20 protein-coding genes are annotated in these 17,429 nt (G+C 55.3%); 6 read left to right on the forward strand and 14 right to left on the reverse strand.

What is annotated here, in order from left to right; genetic code table 11:
- Positions 1-13: 13 nt before the first annotated feature.
- Complete coding sequence (locus AC1DJO_RS24740) at positions 14-763, reverse strand: SDR family NAD(P)-dependent oxidoreductase (RefSeq protein WP_477973353.1); 750 nt, start codon at positions 761-763, stop codon at positions 14-16.
- Between the two features lie 438 nt (positions 764-1,201).
- Here AC1DJO_RS24740 and AC1DJO_RS24745 point away from each other — a divergent pair, with 438 nt between their 5' ends.
- Positions 1,202-1,738, forward strand: a complete 537-nt coding sequence (locus tag AC1DJO_RS24745) for a hypothetical protein (RefSeq protein ID WP_477973355.1) — start codon at positions 1,202-1,204, stop codon at positions 1,736-1,738.
- A 17-nt stretch (positions 1,739-1,755) separates the two neighbouring features.
- Here the strand turns inward: AC1DJO_RS24745 and AC1DJO_RS24750 are convergent, their stop codons facing one another.
- Together AC1DJO_RS24750 and AC1DJO_RS24755 are read right to left on the reverse strand one after the other, a co-directional pair.
- A complete protein-coding gene (locus tag AC1DJO_RS24750) occupies positions 1,756-2,256 on the reverse strand; it encodes a winged helix-turn-helix transcriptional regulator (protein WP_477973357.1) in 501 nt (166 codons plus the stop codon).
- Positions 2,257-2,306: 50 nt separating this feature from the next.
- The gene (locus AC1DJO_RS24755; protein WP_477973472.1) at positions 2,307-3,455 is read right to left on the reverse strand and encodes an adenylate/guanylate cyclase domain-containing protein; all 1,149 of its coding nucleotides are present in this window, start codon (positions 3,453-3,455) and stop codon (positions 2,307-2,309) included.
- Between the two features lie 184 nt (positions 3,456-3,639).
- Between AC1DJO_RS24755 and AC1DJO_RS24760 the strand changes: the two genes are divergently transcribed.
- Entirely contained in the window at positions 3,640-4,068 is a 429-nt protein-coding gene (locus AC1DJO_RS24760; RefSeq protein ID WP_477973359.1) for a hypothetical protein, read from the forward strand.
- A gap of 963 nt (positions 4,069-5,031) precedes the next feature.
- On the opposite strand, the gene arr is transcribed toward AC1DJO_RS24760, so the two are convergent.
- The gene (arr, locus tag AC1DJO_RS24765; RefSeq protein ID WP_477973361.1) at positions 5,032-5,451 is read right to left on the reverse strand and encodes an NAD(+)--rifampin ADP-ribosyltransferase; all 420 of its coding nucleotides are present in this window, start codon (positions 5,449-5,451) and stop codon (positions 5,032-5,034) included.
- 443 nt (positions 5,452-5,894) lie between these two features.
- On the opposite strand from arr, the gene AC1DJO_RS24770 reads away from it, so the two are divergent.
- From AC1DJO_RS24770 to AC1DJO_RS24780, 3 genes are all read left to right on the forward strand, one after another.
- Positions 5,895-6,812, forward strand: coding sequence for an NAD(P)H-binding protein (locus AC1DJO_RS24770; RefSeq protein WP_477973363.1), 918 nt, complete (start codon positions 5,895-5,897; stop codon positions 6,810-6,812).
- Positions 6,813-6,954: 142 nt separating this feature from the next.
- Positions 6,955-7,344 (forward strand): hypothetical protein, encoded by a 390-nt coding sequence (locus AC1DJO_RS24775; protein ID WP_477973365.1) that lies wholly within the window; start codon positions 6,955-6,957, stop codon positions 7,342-7,344.
- 81 nt (positions 7,345-7,425) lie between these two features.
- A complete protein-coding gene (locus tag AC1DJO_RS24780; protein WP_477973367.1) occupies positions 7,426-7,731 on the forward strand; it encodes a hypothetical protein in 306 nt (101 codons plus the stop codon).
- On the opposite strand, the gene AC1DJO_RS24785 is transcribed toward AC1DJO_RS24780, so the two are convergent.
- Positions 7,693-8,115 carry a MarR family winged helix-turn-helix transcriptional regulator gene (locus AC1DJO_RS24785; RefSeq protein ID WP_477973369.1) on the reverse strand — a complete coding sequence of 141 codons (423 nt, stop codon included), beginning with the start codon at positions 8,113-8,115 and terminating at the stop codon, positions 7,693-7,695. The genes AC1DJO_RS24780 and AC1DJO_RS24785 overlap by 39 nt on opposite strands.
- A gap of 8 nt (positions 8,116-8,123) precedes the next feature.
- On the reverse strand, positions 8,124-9,743 hold the full coding sequence (locus tag AC1DJO_RS24790) for an aldehyde dehydrogenase (NADP(+)) (protein WP_477973371.1): 1,620 nt from the start codon (positions 9,741-9,743) through the stop codon (positions 8,124-8,126).
- A 221-nt stretch (positions 9,744-9,964) separates the two neighbouring features.
- On the opposite strand from AC1DJO_RS24790, the gene AC1DJO_RS24795 reads away from it, so the two are divergent.
- Complete coding sequence (locus AC1DJO_RS24795) at positions 9,965-10,909, forward strand: GlxA family transcriptional regulator (protein ID WP_477973474.1); 945 nt, start codon at positions 9,965-9,967, stop codon at positions 10,907-10,909.
- 280 nt (positions 10,910-11,189) lie between these two features.
- On the opposite strand, the gene AC1DJO_RS24800 is transcribed toward AC1DJO_RS24795, so the two are convergent.
- The 8 genes from AC1DJO_RS24800 to AC1DJO_RS24835 form a co-directional block, all read right to left on the reverse strand.
- Complete coding sequence (locus AC1DJO_RS24800; protein ID WP_477973373.1) at positions 11,190-11,981, reverse strand: hypothetical protein; 792 nt, start codon at positions 11,979-11,981, stop codon at positions 11,190-11,192.
- A gap of 159 nt (positions 11,982-12,140) precedes the next feature.
- Positions 12,141-12,518, reverse strand: a complete 378-nt coding sequence (locus tag AC1DJO_RS24805; RefSeq protein ID WP_477973375.1) for a response regulator transcription factor — start codon at positions 12,516-12,518, stop codon at positions 12,141-12,143.
- 7 nt (positions 12,519-12,525) lie between these two features.
- Positions 12,526-13,191 (reverse strand): response regulator transcription factor, encoded by a 666-nt coding sequence (locus tag AC1DJO_RS24810; RefSeq protein ID WP_477973377.1) that lies wholly within the window; start codon positions 13,189-13,191, stop codon positions 12,526-12,528.
- On the reverse strand, positions 13,184-14,767 hold the full coding sequence (locus AC1DJO_RS24815) for a PAS domain-containing sensor histidine kinase (protein WP_477973379.1): 1,584 nt from the start codon (positions 14,765-14,767) through the stop codon (positions 13,184-13,186). Before AC1DJO_RS24815 ends, AC1DJO_RS24810 begins: the two co-directional genes overlap by 8 nt.
- A 107-nt stretch (positions 14,768-14,874) precedes the next feature.
- Positions 14,875-15,843, reverse strand: a complete 969-nt coding sequence (locus tag AC1DJO_RS24820; RefSeq protein ID WP_477973381.1) for a quinone oxidoreductase family protein — start codon at positions 15,841-15,843, stop codon at positions 14,875-14,877.
- Between the two features lie 16 nt (positions 15,844-15,859).
- Positions 15,860-16,216: a YybH family protein gene (locus tag AC1DJO_RS24825; protein WP_477973383.1), complete on the reverse strand. Its 357-nt coding sequence runs from the start codon at positions 16,214-16,216 to the stop codon at positions 15,860-15,862.
- Between the two features lie 127 nt (positions 16,217-16,343).
- Complete coding sequence (locus AC1DJO_RS24830) at positions 16,344-16,892, reverse strand: TetR/AcrR family transcriptional regulator (protein WP_477973385.1); 549 nt, start codon at positions 16,890-16,892, stop codon at positions 16,344-16,346.
- Entirely contained in the window at positions 16,892-17,335 is a 444-nt protein-coding gene (locus AC1DJO_RS24835; protein WP_477973387.1) for a MarR family winged helix-turn-helix transcriptional regulator, read from the reverse strand. The genes AC1DJO_RS24830 and AC1DJO_RS24835 overlap by 1 nt, the downstream gene beginning before the upstream one ends.
- Positions 17,336-17,429: the final 94 nt, after the last annotated feature.

The following is a 17,429-nucleotide window of genomic DNA, read 5'->3' on the forward strand; positions in this document are numbered from 1 at the left end:
CCGCGGCTTGGGCTTAAGCGCAGTATCCGCCGTCTACGTTTATCACACTTCCGGTCACGAAGGATGCATCGCTTCCCGCGAGAAACGCAATCGCCGATGCCACTTCCGATGGATTCCCGAACCGGTGGAGAACATTAGCCGCGATCTCCGCGTCCGCGATAAGCCCGGAGTGTGGCGTAGACGCTGTCGCGATTGCGGCAGCCTGAACGACATTGACGGTAATGCCGCGAGGTCCCAAGTCATGGGCAGCACCACGGCAAAAAGCGGCCAGAGCCGCTTTGGTCGCTGCGAAGTCAGCCAAACCAGGTGATCCCACGCGGTCGGCGACGCCTGCGCCGACGGCGATAATTCTCCCACCTTCTTTCATCGCCCTGCATGCGGACCGGATGAGGGAAATTGTCCCCGTCACATTCACCGCGAACTGATGCTCAAGGACAGCCTCGTCAACGTCTGGATCATCCACTTGCCAGGATGCACGAACTGCTGCGTTCGCAACCAAGATATCGAGGCGGCCGAAGTGCGCCACGACTGACCTAACGAGCCTTGGCCCGGCATTCCTTGCCGCCTGATCGCTTCTGAACGAAGCACAATTTTCGCCGGCCGCTTCGAGTTCGGCCGCAATTTGCTCACAGCGAGCGGTTGAAGATCGGCATGAAAGTGCGAGATTTGCACCGTCTTCAGCCAATCTGCGGGCAACTGCCTCGCCGATCCCACTGGTGGCTCCGGTCACTAGTGCCACTTTGCCCTCTAGCGCACGCTTCATATGACACCCTGATCGATCGCCCAGCTCTGGTTGTCGTCGTGGTTGGTAACGACCCCTCTCGTGAGCAGATTGCAGCGACCGAAGATTGCTCGCCAGATAACGTTTGTTAAAAATTGCTAATGTCTGCCTTTGAGCGTTTTTGAGCGTTGCAGGGCCTCTCGATGGCGCGATAACAATTTAAAATATCCTTTAACTCGCGATTCATTGCATCCCATTGCACCCTCACCATCAAGTCTTGTCGGGAACTTGAGAGGCGCTCCTATGACAGAACTTCTTGCGGAGGCAGTCGAGGCACACGGTGGCATTGGTCGGTGGAGTGAGTACCGACGGCTATCGGCCGAGCTATCGATAGGGGGAGCCATATGGCAGCAGAAGCGCCAAGCTGGGCTCCTTGACCGAATGACCTCTGTACTTGAGACGCACGAGGAGAAAGTTTGGATGAGCCGCGCATCGCACCCGCGTCATCGCATGACTTTCTCGTCGGGCCGGGTAACATTTGAGGAGGCTGATGCCGATATCGTGGAAAGTTGCTACAATCCCCGTTCAGCCTTCAGAAACCAGTCGGCGGAATCCCCTTGGAATGAGTTCCACGTCGCGTATTTCTCAAGTTCAGCGGTTTGGACAAGCCTTATGGCACCGTTCCTCTATACGTATCCGGGGTTCGAGAGCGAAGAGTTGGAACCCTGCGAATATGAAGGTGAGCAGTGCAGGAGGCTTAGGGTCACATTCCCGGACAGCGTAGTTACCCACACCCGTGAGCAGATCGCATGTTTCGGACCTGACGGACTTCTAAGACGGTGCGACAACGTAATCGAGGTGCTGGAAATACGCACGGTTAACCGGGCGTCCAGATACCGGAATTTCCAAGGAATTCGCGTTCCGACCTTGCACGAGATATTCTACGACGATGACCGAACGGGGGAGCCGGCGGATCTGCTTGTACAGATTGAAATCTGTGACGCCTGGTTCAGCTAGACTAGGAAAGCCAGCTGCTACTTCCCTGCCCTGACCGATTTTACGAGGGCGACGCGTTCCAGAATTGCAGCGTCCGCCGCCGGTCCGGCTAACAATCGCGTGTTCTTCTCCGTGATTATTTCGCCTGTTGCCTTGTCCATTACCACAGGACGGCGCTCGGCCCCTCCCTTAACTGCTCCAAGAAGCATTGTAACGTCATCAGCTTTGTTCTGTAGGTTACCCCACTCAAATAGGGTTATCAGAACTGGAAAAAACTCCCTTCCCAATGGCGTCAGGACGTATTGATATCGTGAGGGCCGCTCTTGGTACAAATGCCTTTCAAGGACCCCTACCTCAACGAGGTATCTCAACCTGCTGGTTAGCGAATTTGAGGAAATCCCAAGACTCTGTTGAAACTCATCAAATCTGGAAAGCCCTTCAAATGCATCCCGAATGAGAATAATGCTCCACCAGTCACCGACTTTGTCGAGCGCTTGCGCTACCGGGCACCTGAACTTGCTAAAGCTTGTCCGTCGCATGAATCCTCATCAAATTTAGCGAATGAAGGGCCACAATCGAATCTCTCGTTTCAGATTGTTGCGCAATCCCCAGAGAACGCAAACACCTCGACTGGTCTACCCAGCCCCTTTAGCTGAAAGGAGCCAAGTGGTTCGACGGTGGGGCGGCATGACGCCATGTCGACGAACTCCCGGGATAGCAGAACTGGTCGCTGAAGAGTTTTTGTGAGTGTCTCAAGACGTGAAGCGATATTGACCACAGGACCGATAGCAGTGAAATCTAGCCGATTTCTTGAGCCGATATTACCATACATGACATCACCAACGTGAACACCTGTGCCACACTGCAACCGGGCCATGTTGCTGCGTGAATTCATATCGTTAAAGGCGTCGAGGTTCCGCTGTCCCTCAGCAACCGAGCGCAAAAGGTTAGTCGGCGCCTCGGGGTCCTTCAGGTCGAAAATAGCCAGAAAGCCGTCACCCATGAACTTGAGGATCTCTCCCCCATTCTGAGCGACTGGTTGCCCCATAGCGTCAAAGAAGCCGTTTAGCAGCATGAGAACCTCGTCCCGTGGAAGGGAATCGGATATCGCCGTAAAGTCGCGGAGGTCACAGATCATTATTGCCGCACCAACCGTGAAGCCGCTTCCCCGAGTAGTCGCGCCTGCGAGTATTTGCTCACTGGCATGCGGACCAACGTAAGTGTCGAGCAGTGTCCGAGTGAGACGGTTCTTCAGTCGGATCTCGCTGACGAGACCCAGCGGCGGCAGCAGCGCACGAAGGTCCCCTAGATCTTCCTCTGAAAATCCATTCTTAGCGTCGCTGGCGAAGGTCACGGCATGTCGGTTTCCAAGCGAATGCTGAAGCGGCCAAGCAACGTAGTCAGTCATCCCTTCCCAGCTCAGTTCCGTGTAGATAGGAAAGTCGTTTTCGTAAGGTCCCTCGAAGGTCAGGCGTTGTCGAACCTCGGCCTGCCCCAAGTCGACAAGATACATCGGGCTGTTCAGATAGGTTGGCCGCTCATTGATGCCGTAGTCAAAGGTTCGAACCTCAGCGTCCGACTCGCCCCTCGTCCACAAAACGCGTGCGCCCAGCCACTCTGGATTATGGCTGTCAAAAAAGAGCGTCGCTCGCGCCAGAGGCATGCCGATGGCGACCAGCCGCTCACACATTTCCACCAGGATAGCATCTATAAACCGCTTGCCGGCTGTTTCTTCCATCAGCCAGCGGTACACGCTCGCCGCACGCTTCCGCACATCGCTCTCCCTGCAAATCAGAAGGCATCGGAGAACCTTAGCTCCACATGATCAACTATACGAAGGTTTAGGGTGCCAATGCTGTCAACCAAGGCCTAGCTCCCTGGTCCGGCGGCCGTCTCCATTTTGCAACCACAACGAGGATGATATGATTTCGAGAAAGACCAGGATTTTCGCTATAGGGCTCGCTCTCTGTGGCCTCGCCACAATCGGGGCATTCACAAGCGCATCAGGCCAACAGCCGGCCTCTGACGTCGTAGTCAAAGTCGACCTCCTCACAAATCGTATCTGGTCTGAGCAAAACCCGTCAAACGGCCTTCCGGGCGTGATGACGACGTTTCTGTCAGACGGGACATTGCTGCAGGATTCTTGCTGGGAGACGTACTCGGTGACACGGTGGAAGCGCCTGGCGCAGAAGAAGCTGTCGTGGGACGAAAATGGGATTCCCGTCTCAGCAGACGTTAAGTCCGTCTCAGAAAAGGAGCTTGTCCTTTCGATAAGCGCTGGAAAGGACAAAATCGATCACCGCTATGTGCCGGTGAAAACGCCGTACCTCTGCCCGGATATGAAGAGGTAGCGGTCCGCCAGCCGAACTCGGCACGCAGCAGCCCCGTGGTCAACGGACCCCGCAGCGGCGCTCTCGTATCGATACGCTCCCGCCATGGCGTATCGTGATCCCTTCTGGCGAGCGTCATACTAACAGTGAGCCGTGTTTTCCTCACACACTGACCAAGCTCGGTGTAGCCACCCCACCCGATGATGATAGGGCGGTGGGGGGTAACAGCAAAAAAAGATCGAATTCTTGAAAGCCAAGAGGGCATCGCCAATTCTAAGATGGTTTCTTTCGAAGGAAACCGAAATGGAATGATCAGCAGCGGTGATAGGCTGAGATCTGGCAGAAAATGTCTTTCAGGCACATGGGGCAGATGCGGAGGGAAGAAAGGTATTCTCGCAACAGATGCAACGTAGTGAAGTGCTGTCCTTCATGGGCCTTCCGTCCTGCTTGGTTGCAATGGAAGCCTGTGCAAGCTCTCATTTCTGGCACTAGATAGCGCTAGACTTTTGCGATGATGCACTTTGCTTGTCAGGGAAAAAATGCACCTTTGAGTGCGTGGACGAATGGCACGTTTACATTCCGTTCCCCGATCTGGCCGGTCCACATGACAAGCCCCATACACGGTTGGACATCATGGCAAACCTATGCGCTGTGAGCTGATCGGCTGAGAGGCCGAGCAGCTCACTCATTTAATAGCGGGGAGGTGGAATTTACATAAGGGGGGCGCCGATCGAACGGGGGCAGTTTGAGCCGTGAACGTTGACCATCAGCCCAAGCAGTCGCGTAGGCCTCGAATTTGAAGATTTGGCTGGTCACGACGCCACCGTCAAGCACGTAAACTGCCCAGCCGTCGCCCAACTTCACAACTGTTACAGAATTTTCCACGTCGCTCCCCGCGCAAGGCAGATGGCGATCATATGGCAGATAAGACGGATTCAACAGGAGCAAAAAGGCGAACTGTTGGGGTCATTCGCACTTCTCTCGTTAGTTGATGATTTCGGCTCGTTCGTCTGAGAGCAGTGCCTTCAAGCGGTCTCTCCACGTTTGAAGTGCCTCGGGCGTCAGTCTGGTCCAGTCGGTGATTTCGCCAACGACCTTGAGTGGTGCGCTGCTGCGATAAGACCTGGTTGGGTTACCGGGAAACTTCTTGTCGGTGACATTGGGGTCGTTCTCGAATGACCCGGTTGGCTCTACGACGTAGACACGAGGGGTTCCACCTTTCGCGAGTTCAGCTGCAATTTCAGCGGCAAGCCCCGCACTGTCCATTTTGCTTGTGAAATAGATGTGGTTCATAACGACTTCGGGACGATAATTTGACCTAAACCCCGGAGTGAGTAGGTCACCCAGCCGCAGGACTGCGACCGTGCCATGGTAAAAGGGTCCCTCATCCAGAGCTTCTGTCATCGTGGTTCCTCCAATTCGTCCTTGCCCTTCTATGCGGCGAGCTAAGCGGCGCCAAGCTTCCTTAAAGTATCTCGGCTTTCGACGCAGTTCACCTATGCCCCCGGCTCCACACCGGACTGTTTGATTCCTAACAGCTAACAGCCTTGAACAGATCATATGAGATCATATATGTTGCATATGCAACATTTCTATGAGCCTGTGTTTCTTGTCTATTTGGGATCAATGTCCGAAATGACGGTGCTTTACGACATTGCGGGCCGACGCGCGTGTTTGTAGCCCTTTGGCGCGTAGTCACGATAGCCCGCGCAGAGCGAATAACGATCGAGCGCAGAACATTTGTTGCACGACAAACCCGTTTGGCGGGAGCATGCTTGCATTTCTAATCAGATCTCGATGGCTGGCTCTCCCGCTTCAGCAAACCCTTCACCATGCAGGACACCAAAATGAGCAACTACAAGACCCCTATTCTCATTACCGGAGCCGCGGGCTCCATCGGATCCGTGGGCCGAACCGCTACCGAAATCTTGATTAAGCGCGGCTTCAACGTTCGGGCGATGGTGCGCACCGACGATGATCGAGCAGCGACGTTGCGCGAACTCGGCGCCGAGGTTGTCGTTGGTGACCTTCTCAGCCTCGACGATGTCCACCGAGCAATCGAGGGATGCGAACGAATCTACTTCAGCATGTCGCTCTCGCCTAGCTACCTCGAGGCCACCATCAACGTAGCAGCTGTTGCCAAACACCATGGCGTCAAAGCGTTTGTGAACATGTCCCAGATGACCGTCAAGGAAATGGACATCCACAACACGACATCGAGCCCGCAACAGAAGCAGCATTGGCTGGCTGAGCAAGCCCTCGAATGGTCTGGCCTGCCTGTAGTCACGGTTCGACCGACTGCTTTCTTGGAAGCTCTATATCTGCAGAACGCCTCATTGGTGGCCGCTCAGGGCAAAATACTTGCCCCATTTGGCGCAGGAAAGAATTCAGCGATCGCTGCGTATGACGTGGCACGTGTTGTGGCAGAAATCCTTAGCAATCCGGACATCCATATCGGCCAGACCTACCACCTGACCGGTCCAGTTTCTCAGGATATGCAGGCCGTAGCCAAGGAGTTTTCTGACGCTTTGGACCGCGAAATCACATACATGGACGTACCGGTGGCCGTATGGAAGGAGAAGTTCGCTAGCTTTGGTCTTCCACAGCATGTGGTTTCTCACGTTGCGACTATGGCTGAGCTTCACAAGGCCAACCGCTACGATCGTTTCAGTGGTGATGTAGAGAAGCTCACAGGCGTCGCGCCGATGGGCGTAAAAGAATTCATCCAGAAGCACGCAGAATCATTCACCCCTCCGGCCGCTTGACGATGCCGCTGCTGAGTCGTGCTGTGGCGCAGCTCAGCAGCGTCCTAAATTGCCAGTGTTTTTGACGTTGTACAGCTTGATGAGTAAGTCCTACGCATACACGTAGCGATAGAGATTCGCTTTTACTGAAACGGGGTATTTCATGAAGGTCGATTCAAGTAGCAACGTCGAGGGTTTTCTTTCCGTCAAACGTAGCCCAAGTGGCAGCAGCTCCAGCGCGTTTTCCTCGGCGCTAGATCAGGTTGGGCAAACGCCTGCCCCATCCATGGACGATAGCGACGAAAGCTCAAACACGAATTCTCAACCGTCACTGAGCGTAAAAAGCAAGCATCAGGAGATTTTGGACAAATTTTCCAAGTACGCGAACATGACGCCGGCCGAGATGATCCGGGCTAGATACCTTGAGGCACACGGCATGTCGGAATCCAACTTGTCTAGTCTTCCGCCAGACGTTCGTGCTGATATGGAGGCTCAGATCAAAAAGGAGATCGAGCGCCAGCTTCAAGAGCAGTCTCAGCAGAACAAAGTATGACACCAGACACAGAGGTGAGAGTTTGTTATAGGGCGCTGATGTAAGAACGCGCCCTTCTACTATGTGCATTTGGATCACAAAATGGCTACTACGTTCCTCACTGCAGCCGAAGTGAAGCGGACTCTCACAAAATTTATGGCGGATTACGACGAATTCTATTGGGCCGTCGCCTGGGGCACTGTGACGCCGGTGACTGATCTGATGATGGAGCATGCCAACAAGTTCGTTTCGGTAACATTCGGGATTGCGTTCAGCCAAACACATCCTGATTTCGTCGATAAACTCATTGATGTGAAAACCGCTTACGTTGCCTCCGAGTTTGTTGGCGGGTCAATGACCGTTGACCGGCTACTCGCTGAACATCCGATCCAATATGACCGGGATTGAGTCCGCTTCTGGACCGGCGTTTGCGAGTTTGTCGAAATTGGCGGACAACGCTGATAAGGTTTCTCTCAAACTCTCACCACCTTCGGTTAAAACGATCTTGGATCCGCGTCGCATCTCGGGATCACGGACTCTCAGCACAAGCCTCGCTGTCTGAAGGCTCAAAACAGCGTTGTTGATAGAGCTGGCCTCTGGACCAAGCTCCATAGCCAAATCACCCGCTGTAAGGGGCGACCGATCCAAAAGTGCGCCGAGCACCAAATATTGCATGTACGTCAATCCATAGGGCTCAAGCAGCGGACGATAATTCGCCAGCATTCGATTGTACGCGCGAAACAGTGCCAGGGAGACGCCGTCCCCCGGCGATACATTGTGTTTCGAGCCCATATGCAGCCTCAGGCCTTCGCAGCTGTTCGTACGCCGTTAACAAGCCTTGGAAGCTCATCTACACCCTCTGGTCTGAGCTCGACCGGTAGAAGTTCCGCGGGAAGGTTCTGATAAGAAACCGGTCGCAAGAAACGACGGATGGCCATTGTGCCGACTGACGTCGTCCTGCTGTCGGAAGTCGCCGGGAACGGTCCCCCGTGAACCATCGCGTCAGATACCTCCACGCCTGTCGGCCAACCATTGGCAAGAATTCGGCCGACCTTGCGCTCCAGCACGGGGACCAAGGATCTGGCGAAAACGTAGTCCTCAGCGTCAATGTGAAGGGTAGCAGTGAGCTGGCCTTCGAAGTGCTCGGCAAGGCCAACAAGCTCCTCGATGCTAGCGCAACGGATGAGCAGGCTGCTTGCTCCGAAAATCTCTTCAGCTAGTCGCGGATCGGCAATGAATTGTTCAACGCTGGTCTCGAAAAATACAGCCGGGCTTCGATTCTGACCTGCGCTGACGCGGCTACCGGCAACCTGCCGAACTCCGTCGTGAGACGCTAGAGTTTCCACGCCCCTGTCGAAGGCTGCGTGTATGCCACTTGTCAACATTGGCCCGGGTTCGTGCTCCCCAATGAGCTTGGAGACCGTTGAGGTAAACCGCTCTAGTGCGGCGCCGGCGACTGCGATCAAGATGCCGGGATTAGTGCAGAGTTGCCCTGCTCCGACTGTCAATGAATTAACAAAGCCGCTTGCCAGCTCTTCCGTGCGTGCATCCAGGGCATTGGGGAACAAGAATACTGGGTTGATGCTGGACATTTCAGCATAAACCGGAATCGGCTCGGGCCGCCTCGCGGCGATCTCGCCCAGTGCGATCCCGCCTGCCCTAGATCCTGTAAATCCAACCGCCTTTATAGCGCGGTGACCGACCAGCGCAGCACCGGTCTCGTTAGCGCCCGGCAGGAGCGAGAATATGCCGTTGGGCATCCCGCAGTCCTTCACCGCCTTAAGAACGGCGCGGGCCGCTAGTTCACCTGTCCCAGGATGCGCGAGATGGCCCTTAACGACGACAGGGCAGCCGGCTGCAAACGCTGAGGCAGTATCACCACCCGCCACGGAAAAGGCGAGAGGGAAGTTACTTGAGCCAAAAACTGCTACAGGTCCCAAGCCAATCTGCCGCAGACGGATGTCAGGGCGTGACAGCGGCTGACGGTCCGGCATCGCTTCATCTACCCGCAAGTCGAGCCACTCACCAGCTCTGACTACGCGTGCAAAAAGTCGAAGTTGATTGACTGTCCGCGTGAACTCACCTTGGAGACGAAAGCGCGGCAATCCGGTCTCTTCTACGGCGCGATCAAGAAGCTGCGGTCCAACTTCGGTAATGTTGTCCGCGATTTTCTCCAGGAACGACGCACGCTCGTCTAGGCTCTTCGCGCGAAATTCGTCGAAAGCTTCGGCAGCAGCGGCGCATGCCCGGTCCACGTCAGCGGCGGATGCCATCTTGAACGAGGGTGTCAGACTTTCGCCCGTTGAGGGATTGATTGCGACGACATGTTCGCCTGCCGCGGGCTGCGCGGGAGCCACAGATGTCGAAGAAGGGTATTCGCCTCCGCCGATCAGCGGATCGCCAGTAATCTTAAACGTCAAGAGCTGCTCCTGTGGTCAAACTACGGTTCCGCAAAGCGGAGGCTGCGCGGGGTCGCGCGTGCGATAGGCGATATAACTTACCCCAGACCCGTCGAAGAAAATCTGCCCAAATTTGAGGGGTTGCCGATACCATACGAATGTATAGGTCGCGCACTTTAAAGCGCGGTGACATGAGCCGCGGTGTCGCCAGGGCGGCATTAGCGAGACAGTGGATTCTCTCCGTGCCAAAAATTGCACTGATGCTCTATCAAGATTTTGCGGCGATGAGCCTTGCGGCAACGGCTGCCTTCGAGATGGTTAATCTTCGACGAGGTAGTCCTTACTATGACATCACCATGGTCTCACAAAATGGAGGCATGGTCCGCAGTTCGTTGGGGGCTGACGTCGCTTCGTCGCCGTTCTCGGAATTTGACGGCGACACGCTCATTATTGCGGGTGCTGACAGGCTCCAGACGTTCGACCAAAGCTTCCTGGAGGAGCTTCAACACAGATCTTCCGACTTCCGACGTGTTGCATCAATGTGCACCGGGGCATTCGCCCTAGCTGAAGCCGGGCTGCTCGATGGACGACGCGCGACAACACATTGGAACTACGCGGCCCAGTTTCGCAGCCGATACCCGCAAGTAAGGACTGAAGAAGATCGAATATTTACAACTGACGGCCCCTTTTGGACCTCAGCAGGGATGTCCGCTGGGACTGACATGGCTCTTGCGATGGTCGAAGACGACCTTGGTAGCGACCTTGCAAAAGAAATCGCGCGGATCCTTGTGATGTATAATCGGAGATCGGGCGGCCAACTGCAGTTTTCGGCCCTGTTGGAACTCGATGCTAAATCCGACCGCATCCAAAATGCCGTAAACTTTGCCCGCGCCAACCTCGCGACCGCGTTGTCAGTTGAAGACCTGGCACGCGTTGCAAACCTGAGCACTCGACAGTTCAGCCGCGCGTTCAAAGGGGAAACCGGGCAGTCTCCCGCCAAGGCGATCGAGAGGATGCGGGCCGAAGCAGCCCGGCAGATGCTCGAGGAAGGGCGGCATCCTATAGATATGATCGCCCGCGAAACCGGCTTTAACGACCGCGACCGCATGCGCAAAGCCTTCATAGACCTTTTCGGTCACCCACCCCAGGCCGTTCGCAGGGCAATCCGATCAGAACGCGCCATTTAACAAACCATACCGACGTATAGCTGTCACCAATGCGTCATAAGTGAGATCTTCTACCTACCGATCTCGCCTCCTCCCACGAGACGGAGCGTGTCCCCGGCCCGCCCTACCCTCCAGCGTGCCGCGGACACGCCGCGCGTCCAGAGCGCCTCTCTCTGCAGCTTCCGCACCGCCGATGCGCATGGTATAACGCATGCAGTGCGCCTTGGCATAGACCGAAGTCAGGAGAAGCGTGTCAGCTGCGTCCAGGCATGTCGGCCACTGTCAAGCTGCTCAAGCGAGCTCAGTAAAACGTAAGCTTCTCGATCTTCACTTCCGCGAAGATCGAGGGGTTCGCTCGTGCGAGTTCCGTTTTCCTGAACATGCTTCGACGAGTTGGTAGTCGAACCCCTTGGACATCAGCGTAGTCAGCGAAAACACTTGTCATCGCGGCGTCCAGCAAATCGAACCTGAAATCCTGTGAATGCATACGACCATCTGGCGCCACGTGGCAGATAATCCTCGGAGCGTGGGCTGCTATATGCGGCGGAAATGTAATTTCCACTCGACGCAATCGCCTTCCATCGACCTCCAATGGCGAGAGTTCGATTGTTCTGAAACCATCGTAAGCGAACAGGAACGGCTGCGTAATGACGTTCCAGAGCGAATAACTGCAAATATATGCTAATTGGAAATCGTCCCATGGTCGCTCTGTTTCGCGCAGGGGAAATGATGACCTGGGATTATACTGTGTTTCGACAAACCCGCCCTCCGGCGAGTGAATCGCTATCACTTTCGGTGTGAAACTACTTTCGATCCTACGCGGCACAGCGCAATGTAAACGCACGGTCTGATCACGAAGCCCGATTTCGAAAATCCCGCTAACAAGCGCGGGCGGGCCGCCTCTCGACGACCAAATGTCGCCCTCGATCCTAAAGTTACCTCTCGCTGTGCGAAAACGCCTGAACTGTTCCTGCCCCCCATGGGCATCCATCACTTCAGCTAACAACGCGCATCCAGTTCCGCCAGACAGCATTCCAATAGGTTGACCATAAGCGACTAATGCTTCGGCGGAAGAACCTTGCGATGAGACCATGTCGGTAACCTCCCGAATGGAGAAATCGAAATCGATTCAAGTGAAGCAGCTATCCTGTTGATCTTAGGTATAGAATGCGGAAGTTAGCGAAGTTCACGCGTTTGCATATGACATTTTTACGGGCAATTTCGGACATCCCGTTGCCAGTCTGGCGTGCTTTCAATCCCGAAGTGCGGACCGCAGGCTCTTGATCAGAACGTCTGCGTCAACCGGTTTCCCAAGGAAATCATGAGCGCCGGCACGCATTGCGGCGCTTCGAGTGCGCTCATCATTATGCGAGGTCATAAAAATGACCGGGGGAACAGACCCGCTACTGCATATTGTCTGTTGAAGCTCCAGCCCGGAGAGCCCGGGCATCATCACGTCCAAGATCAGACATTGCACCCGACTGAGGCTGCAGCCCGCCAGGAACTCTTCTGCTGACGTGTATGCCTCAGTCCTGTAGCCAAACGATCTGAGTAGATCTTGGAGGGCTTCCCGAATCGCGGTGTCGTCATCCACGATTGCGATCACCCGATCCTGCGACATCTCAACCATCGCTTTCCTAATGCTCACGTTCCGAAACAGCCTCTGAGGAAGGGGGAGAGGCCTTCCAGTGATTGAAGATCAATTCGGCACGCCGCACCAGATCTGGCAATGTCCGCGTCTTCAACTTCTTCATCAAACTTGCGCGATGAAGCTTCACAGTGATCTCAGTGAGGCTCATCTCGTACGCGATCTGCTTGTTCATCAGGCCTTTAACCACATGCCCCATAACCTCGCGCTCCCGCTTCGTGAGCGTCTTGGACAACGCGATGACAGCGTCAAGGTCGGCTTCTCTGGTGCGGCGCTCCTGATCACGCTCAAGCGCGTTTCTAACGGATTTGAACAAATCTTCATCGTTGAACGGCTTGGTCAGAAAATCCAACGCTCCAGCCCTCATTGCCTGCACCGTCATGGGAATATCGCCGAAGCCGGTAATGAAAATGATCGGCATCTTATATCCTGCCGACACCAGCTGGTGCTGTATCTCCAGGCCATCGGTCCCAGGCATACGAACATCAAGTAAAATGCACCCGGGAGTCTCTGGAGCGATGTCGTGCAAAAATGATGTCGCATCGCCAAAGGCGAGCGCTTTAACATCAATCGATCTCAACACGTCAGTGATCGCAGCACGCATATGTTCGTCATCATCGATGATGAAGACGTCTACTTCCTGCTGGTCACTCATTGTTCACCTCCACCGGCAGAGTGACCTTGAACAAAGCGCCACCGTCCCCGTGGTTCTTTGCGGTCAACCTTCCGCCCTGAGCCTCAACCATTGCTCGGCAAATGGACAAGCCGATTCCCATGCCCGCTTCTTTTGTTGTGAAAAACGGCTCAAACAGCTTCGGCAGGTTGCCGTCCTCTATTCCTTTTCCGAAGTCTCGAACGGATATGACAATGTTCGATCCATCCTCGATCATGCACTCGACAGTCAATTTCCGCTCGAGTTCTCCCCCTGACCGAATTGACTGAATGCCGTTATTGAGGAGGTTCACCAAGACCTGCTGCAGCTCGGCTCTCGCCAGCTTGACCTCTGGCATATGCGATGGAAGACGGGTCTGCAGCACTATGGATCCACTGGTCAGCTCGTGTTCCAGAAGCAGGCAGGTCTCACCGATCAGCTTGCCGACATCGGTGAACTCGGCCTTTGCGGGGTTGCGCATGATCATTTGGCGGGTACTTGCCAATATCGAGGCAACTCGATGTGCGTCTCGTACGATCCGTTCCGCCGCCTCAGTCGCCGAGGCAATGTCCGGCGCGTCCCGCCTCAGCCATCTCAGACAGGACTGTGCGTTCAGGACAACTGCTCCCGTGGGCTGATTCAATTCGTGGGCTAGCGACGCGGACAGAGCCCCAACCATCGCAACTCGCGACACCTTGGCCATCTCTGCTTGAGCTGTAAGCAGCGCCTGTTGAGCCCGGTCTCGCTCTGTGACGTCGAACATGCCGACGACGACGCGCTCCAGGCCTACGCCGTCTTCAGGAAAGCTGAGCACTAGAAGCACCGAAAGCGTTGAACCATCAGGCCGTACGATCCTCCCTTTCCCTTCAAAGCTGGTGCGCCCCTGGAAAAGGCAATCTACGATGCCAAAAAGGCATTCCTCATCCTTTGGGATAAACCTTCGGATCGGTCCCGATATTTCGGAGGCGTCGCGTCCCAGAAGCTCAAGCGTTGCTTCGTTCACGGAGACACTCTCGATGAGTTCGGCACACTCGAGCAGGAACATTGGCGATGAGGCCGAGTGTCTCCTGAGATTGCTTACGCCGCCTTCGCGCAACTCCATCAGTTTCGCTTTGAGTTTACTGAAGTCCTGCTCCCAAAGCGCAACACGGCTTTGCTCAAAGATCGCGCGAAACCGCGCTTCGCTACGCCTAAGGGCAGAGTTCGAATTCTTGAGGTGATCGGTAGCGACTCGGCCGCGCATCAAAACAGCGGAAGTTGTCCCGATTGCCGCGAGTGAGACCAGCGCCCTGACATCCCCTTCAATGGGATGGGCGCCATGGCTGATGAAAAAGGAGCCGAGTGTGAGCGCTGAACAGCAAAGTGCCGCACCCACGATCCCACGTGCGGACAGAAATTCGGAGGCCAGGAGCAATGCCAGACCGTAAAGGACAGCAATGGCGCTTTCAGCCTCAGTGAAAGTGTCCAGATAGAATATCAACAGCGCGAGAGCGATTGCCGGCAAGGCATGAAAAACTTTGCCGACGTCCCAAGCGGACGCTGACGTATATCTATCTGATTGAGCCTCGTCCCAGTTCATCAGTTCCTCGCGGGCAACCTTTGTCTAGATGGCCATTCGATCAGACGGGCGCAGTCTACTCTACCGTTGTCGCGTCCGCATCCAATTTTGCCGCCCGCTTAGAGTATTCAGGGCCGAAGAATTACTCGTCCCCACCCCTCTCGCGAAAGAACGCGCTGGTGAGCTTGCGCTGCCTCACTGAGGGGATACTCTTTGTCTATGGCAACCTCGAGTTCACCATGGGCGACATCTCGAATAATGCCCTCCACGACCGCGTGAACGCGTGCGTGCTCCTGTGCTAGCACTTCCGGATAGTATAGGCCCTGGAGCGTTTTGCTGCCTCGCCACAGGGAAACCGGATCTGGGTGAACGCTATCGCGCCCAGACACCCCGACGCTAATGACTCGACCACGGTATCCTGCACAGGCAATGCTTGTTGCTAAGTTCGAGCCGCCGACGCTGTCGATCACCAGCGCTACGCCCTGCGAGTCAGTGAGCCTCTTGACTGTCCCGACCAGATCGCTGTCTCGTGAATTCAGGCCGAAGTCCAAGCCGAGGTGCTTCAATCGGTCGAGCTTTTCAGGGCTAGAGGAAGTACCATAGACCGTCGCACCCGCTCGCTTTGCAAGTTGTATAGCTGCCATTCCCAAGGCGCCGGCCGCTGCGTGGATGAGCACCGACTCCCCCGCAGACAGCATTCCAAGTTCGAACAGGCATTCGGCTGCCGTCCCCCACGCAACGGGTATGGCAGACGCGACGACGAAGCCGAGCTGATCGGGGATGATCCAAGTTTCGCTTGCCTTTGCTAGGGCCAGCTCAGCATGCGAACCCCAAGGAAGTATCGCTGTTACCCTATCGCCAACAGAGCGGTCCGCAACGTTAGCACCGATTGCTATGATCGTGCCCGCGCATTGATAGCCTACGATGTGGGGAACACGAGCCAACGGCCTGATCTCGCGATTGATCAGGTCTCCGCCCTCCACAGAGGCCGCCACAACTTTGATTAACACCTCGTCGGCCGAGCAGACCGGATCCGCGACATCTTCGAACTTAAAGACTTCGGGACCCCCATTCTGGTAGTAAACTGCAGCTTTCATTAGTGGAATAGTTCCCTCAGTCTAAAATATTGCCACCCCAAGGATTGTCTACGACAACCTTCCATTCTCCATCGGCCTGGCGTTCCAAGACGTCGGAAGTTACCCCACCAGCCTCGACGGGTTCGCCCTTCTCTCCAACCGACTGAGCAGTCCAGCGTGAGTGGTGCAGAGCGATCGAACCAGTCTGGACCACGGTACGCTCGGAGATATGAAATACCGGGAACACCTTCGACATCGCGATCAGTCCCTCTTTCACTGCCGCTCGCCCGATTGCGTGGGCGTCTGGCTGGATCACGAGTACACCATCCTCTACAAAGTATTGCGAGGCTTCTTCCATTTTGCCCTCCTGGCGGAGAGCAACAATCTTTGCCATCGTCTCCGCTGGTGTCATGCGATCACCATGGGCATTTCAGAATTTCCGTTAAGATGGGTCATGCGTGCTCCGATCCGCTTCGTACAAGATTCAGAGGCATAGTCGCTAGCGTCGCGGGTGCGTCCAGCTATACATATGTATGGTCGCCGAACTCCCATAGGGCCTTGAGGACCGACAGGCGCGTGGCGCGAAGATACCCTTCCCGACCGGCTGCCGTGCCCAATATCGCAGCGCCTGCCAAGGCACCGAATGATATTCGGATAGCTGCATCAGTTGCCTTGGGAAATCTCGAAGTGGCCGCGGTCGCAAAAATTGAAAACAGCCTCGCCACCCCGGCAGCATAGGCCTCGCGAAACTCGCTAGAGTCTCTGTGTTCAGCCGCCTCATGCGCGAAGCATATTACAGGACAGGAGCTTTCTCCAATAGCGTCAAGAAGCTCTTCGAAAGGTTTGATCCGATAGCTGCTGAATTGCTCGAACGCAAAGCAGCAAGCCTCCGCTGCAAGTTGCTCCTTGCTTGCGAAATGGTTGTAGAAGCCCCCGTGGGTCAGGCCAGCGGCCTGCATAATCTCATTTATGCTAACCGCGGCAATCCCACGCTCACAGAACAACCGCGCACCAACAGCGACAATCTCCGCTCGACGTGATGCCGCAACCTCATTTGACGATCGCGCCATCAGAATTCGACCGAGACAACTCGCATGAGCGTGTCCCTGAGATCTCCAGCTTGTTTCTTTCCGAAGGCTGCTTCAAATTTGTTCTGCGCCAAGCTCCACAGTTCATTGGAATGATCCAGCCGCGCTTTACCTTCCGCCGTGAGAGAAACAATACGAGCGCGTTTGTCTCGCGGGTCAACGTTCATACTAACGAGGCCATCGCGCACCAAGGGCTGCAGATTGTGGCTAAAGGAACTTCGGTCGAGAACAAGCGCATCGGCAAGCTCAACGACCCCTGCTCCGTGCGAGCGGGCAATCTGCGCGAGGATGGAGCGTTGCGTGGACCGCAATCCGCTGGGCGCCAAAACGTTGTCGTAAAGCTGAGTGACATGGCGGGCCGCCTTGCGCAGCGCGGTCGCGTTACATGGCCCAAGGCTACGAGCTGGTATTTCTTGTTTGCTCATCGTCGGAAAGTCCATCTCCACCGAAATTGATGGATTGACATATATGTGTATATGCAACTAATGGCAATACGTGCATATGCAACCATTCCAGTTT

The organism is Rhizobium sp. 05N430, assembly GCF_056396985.1.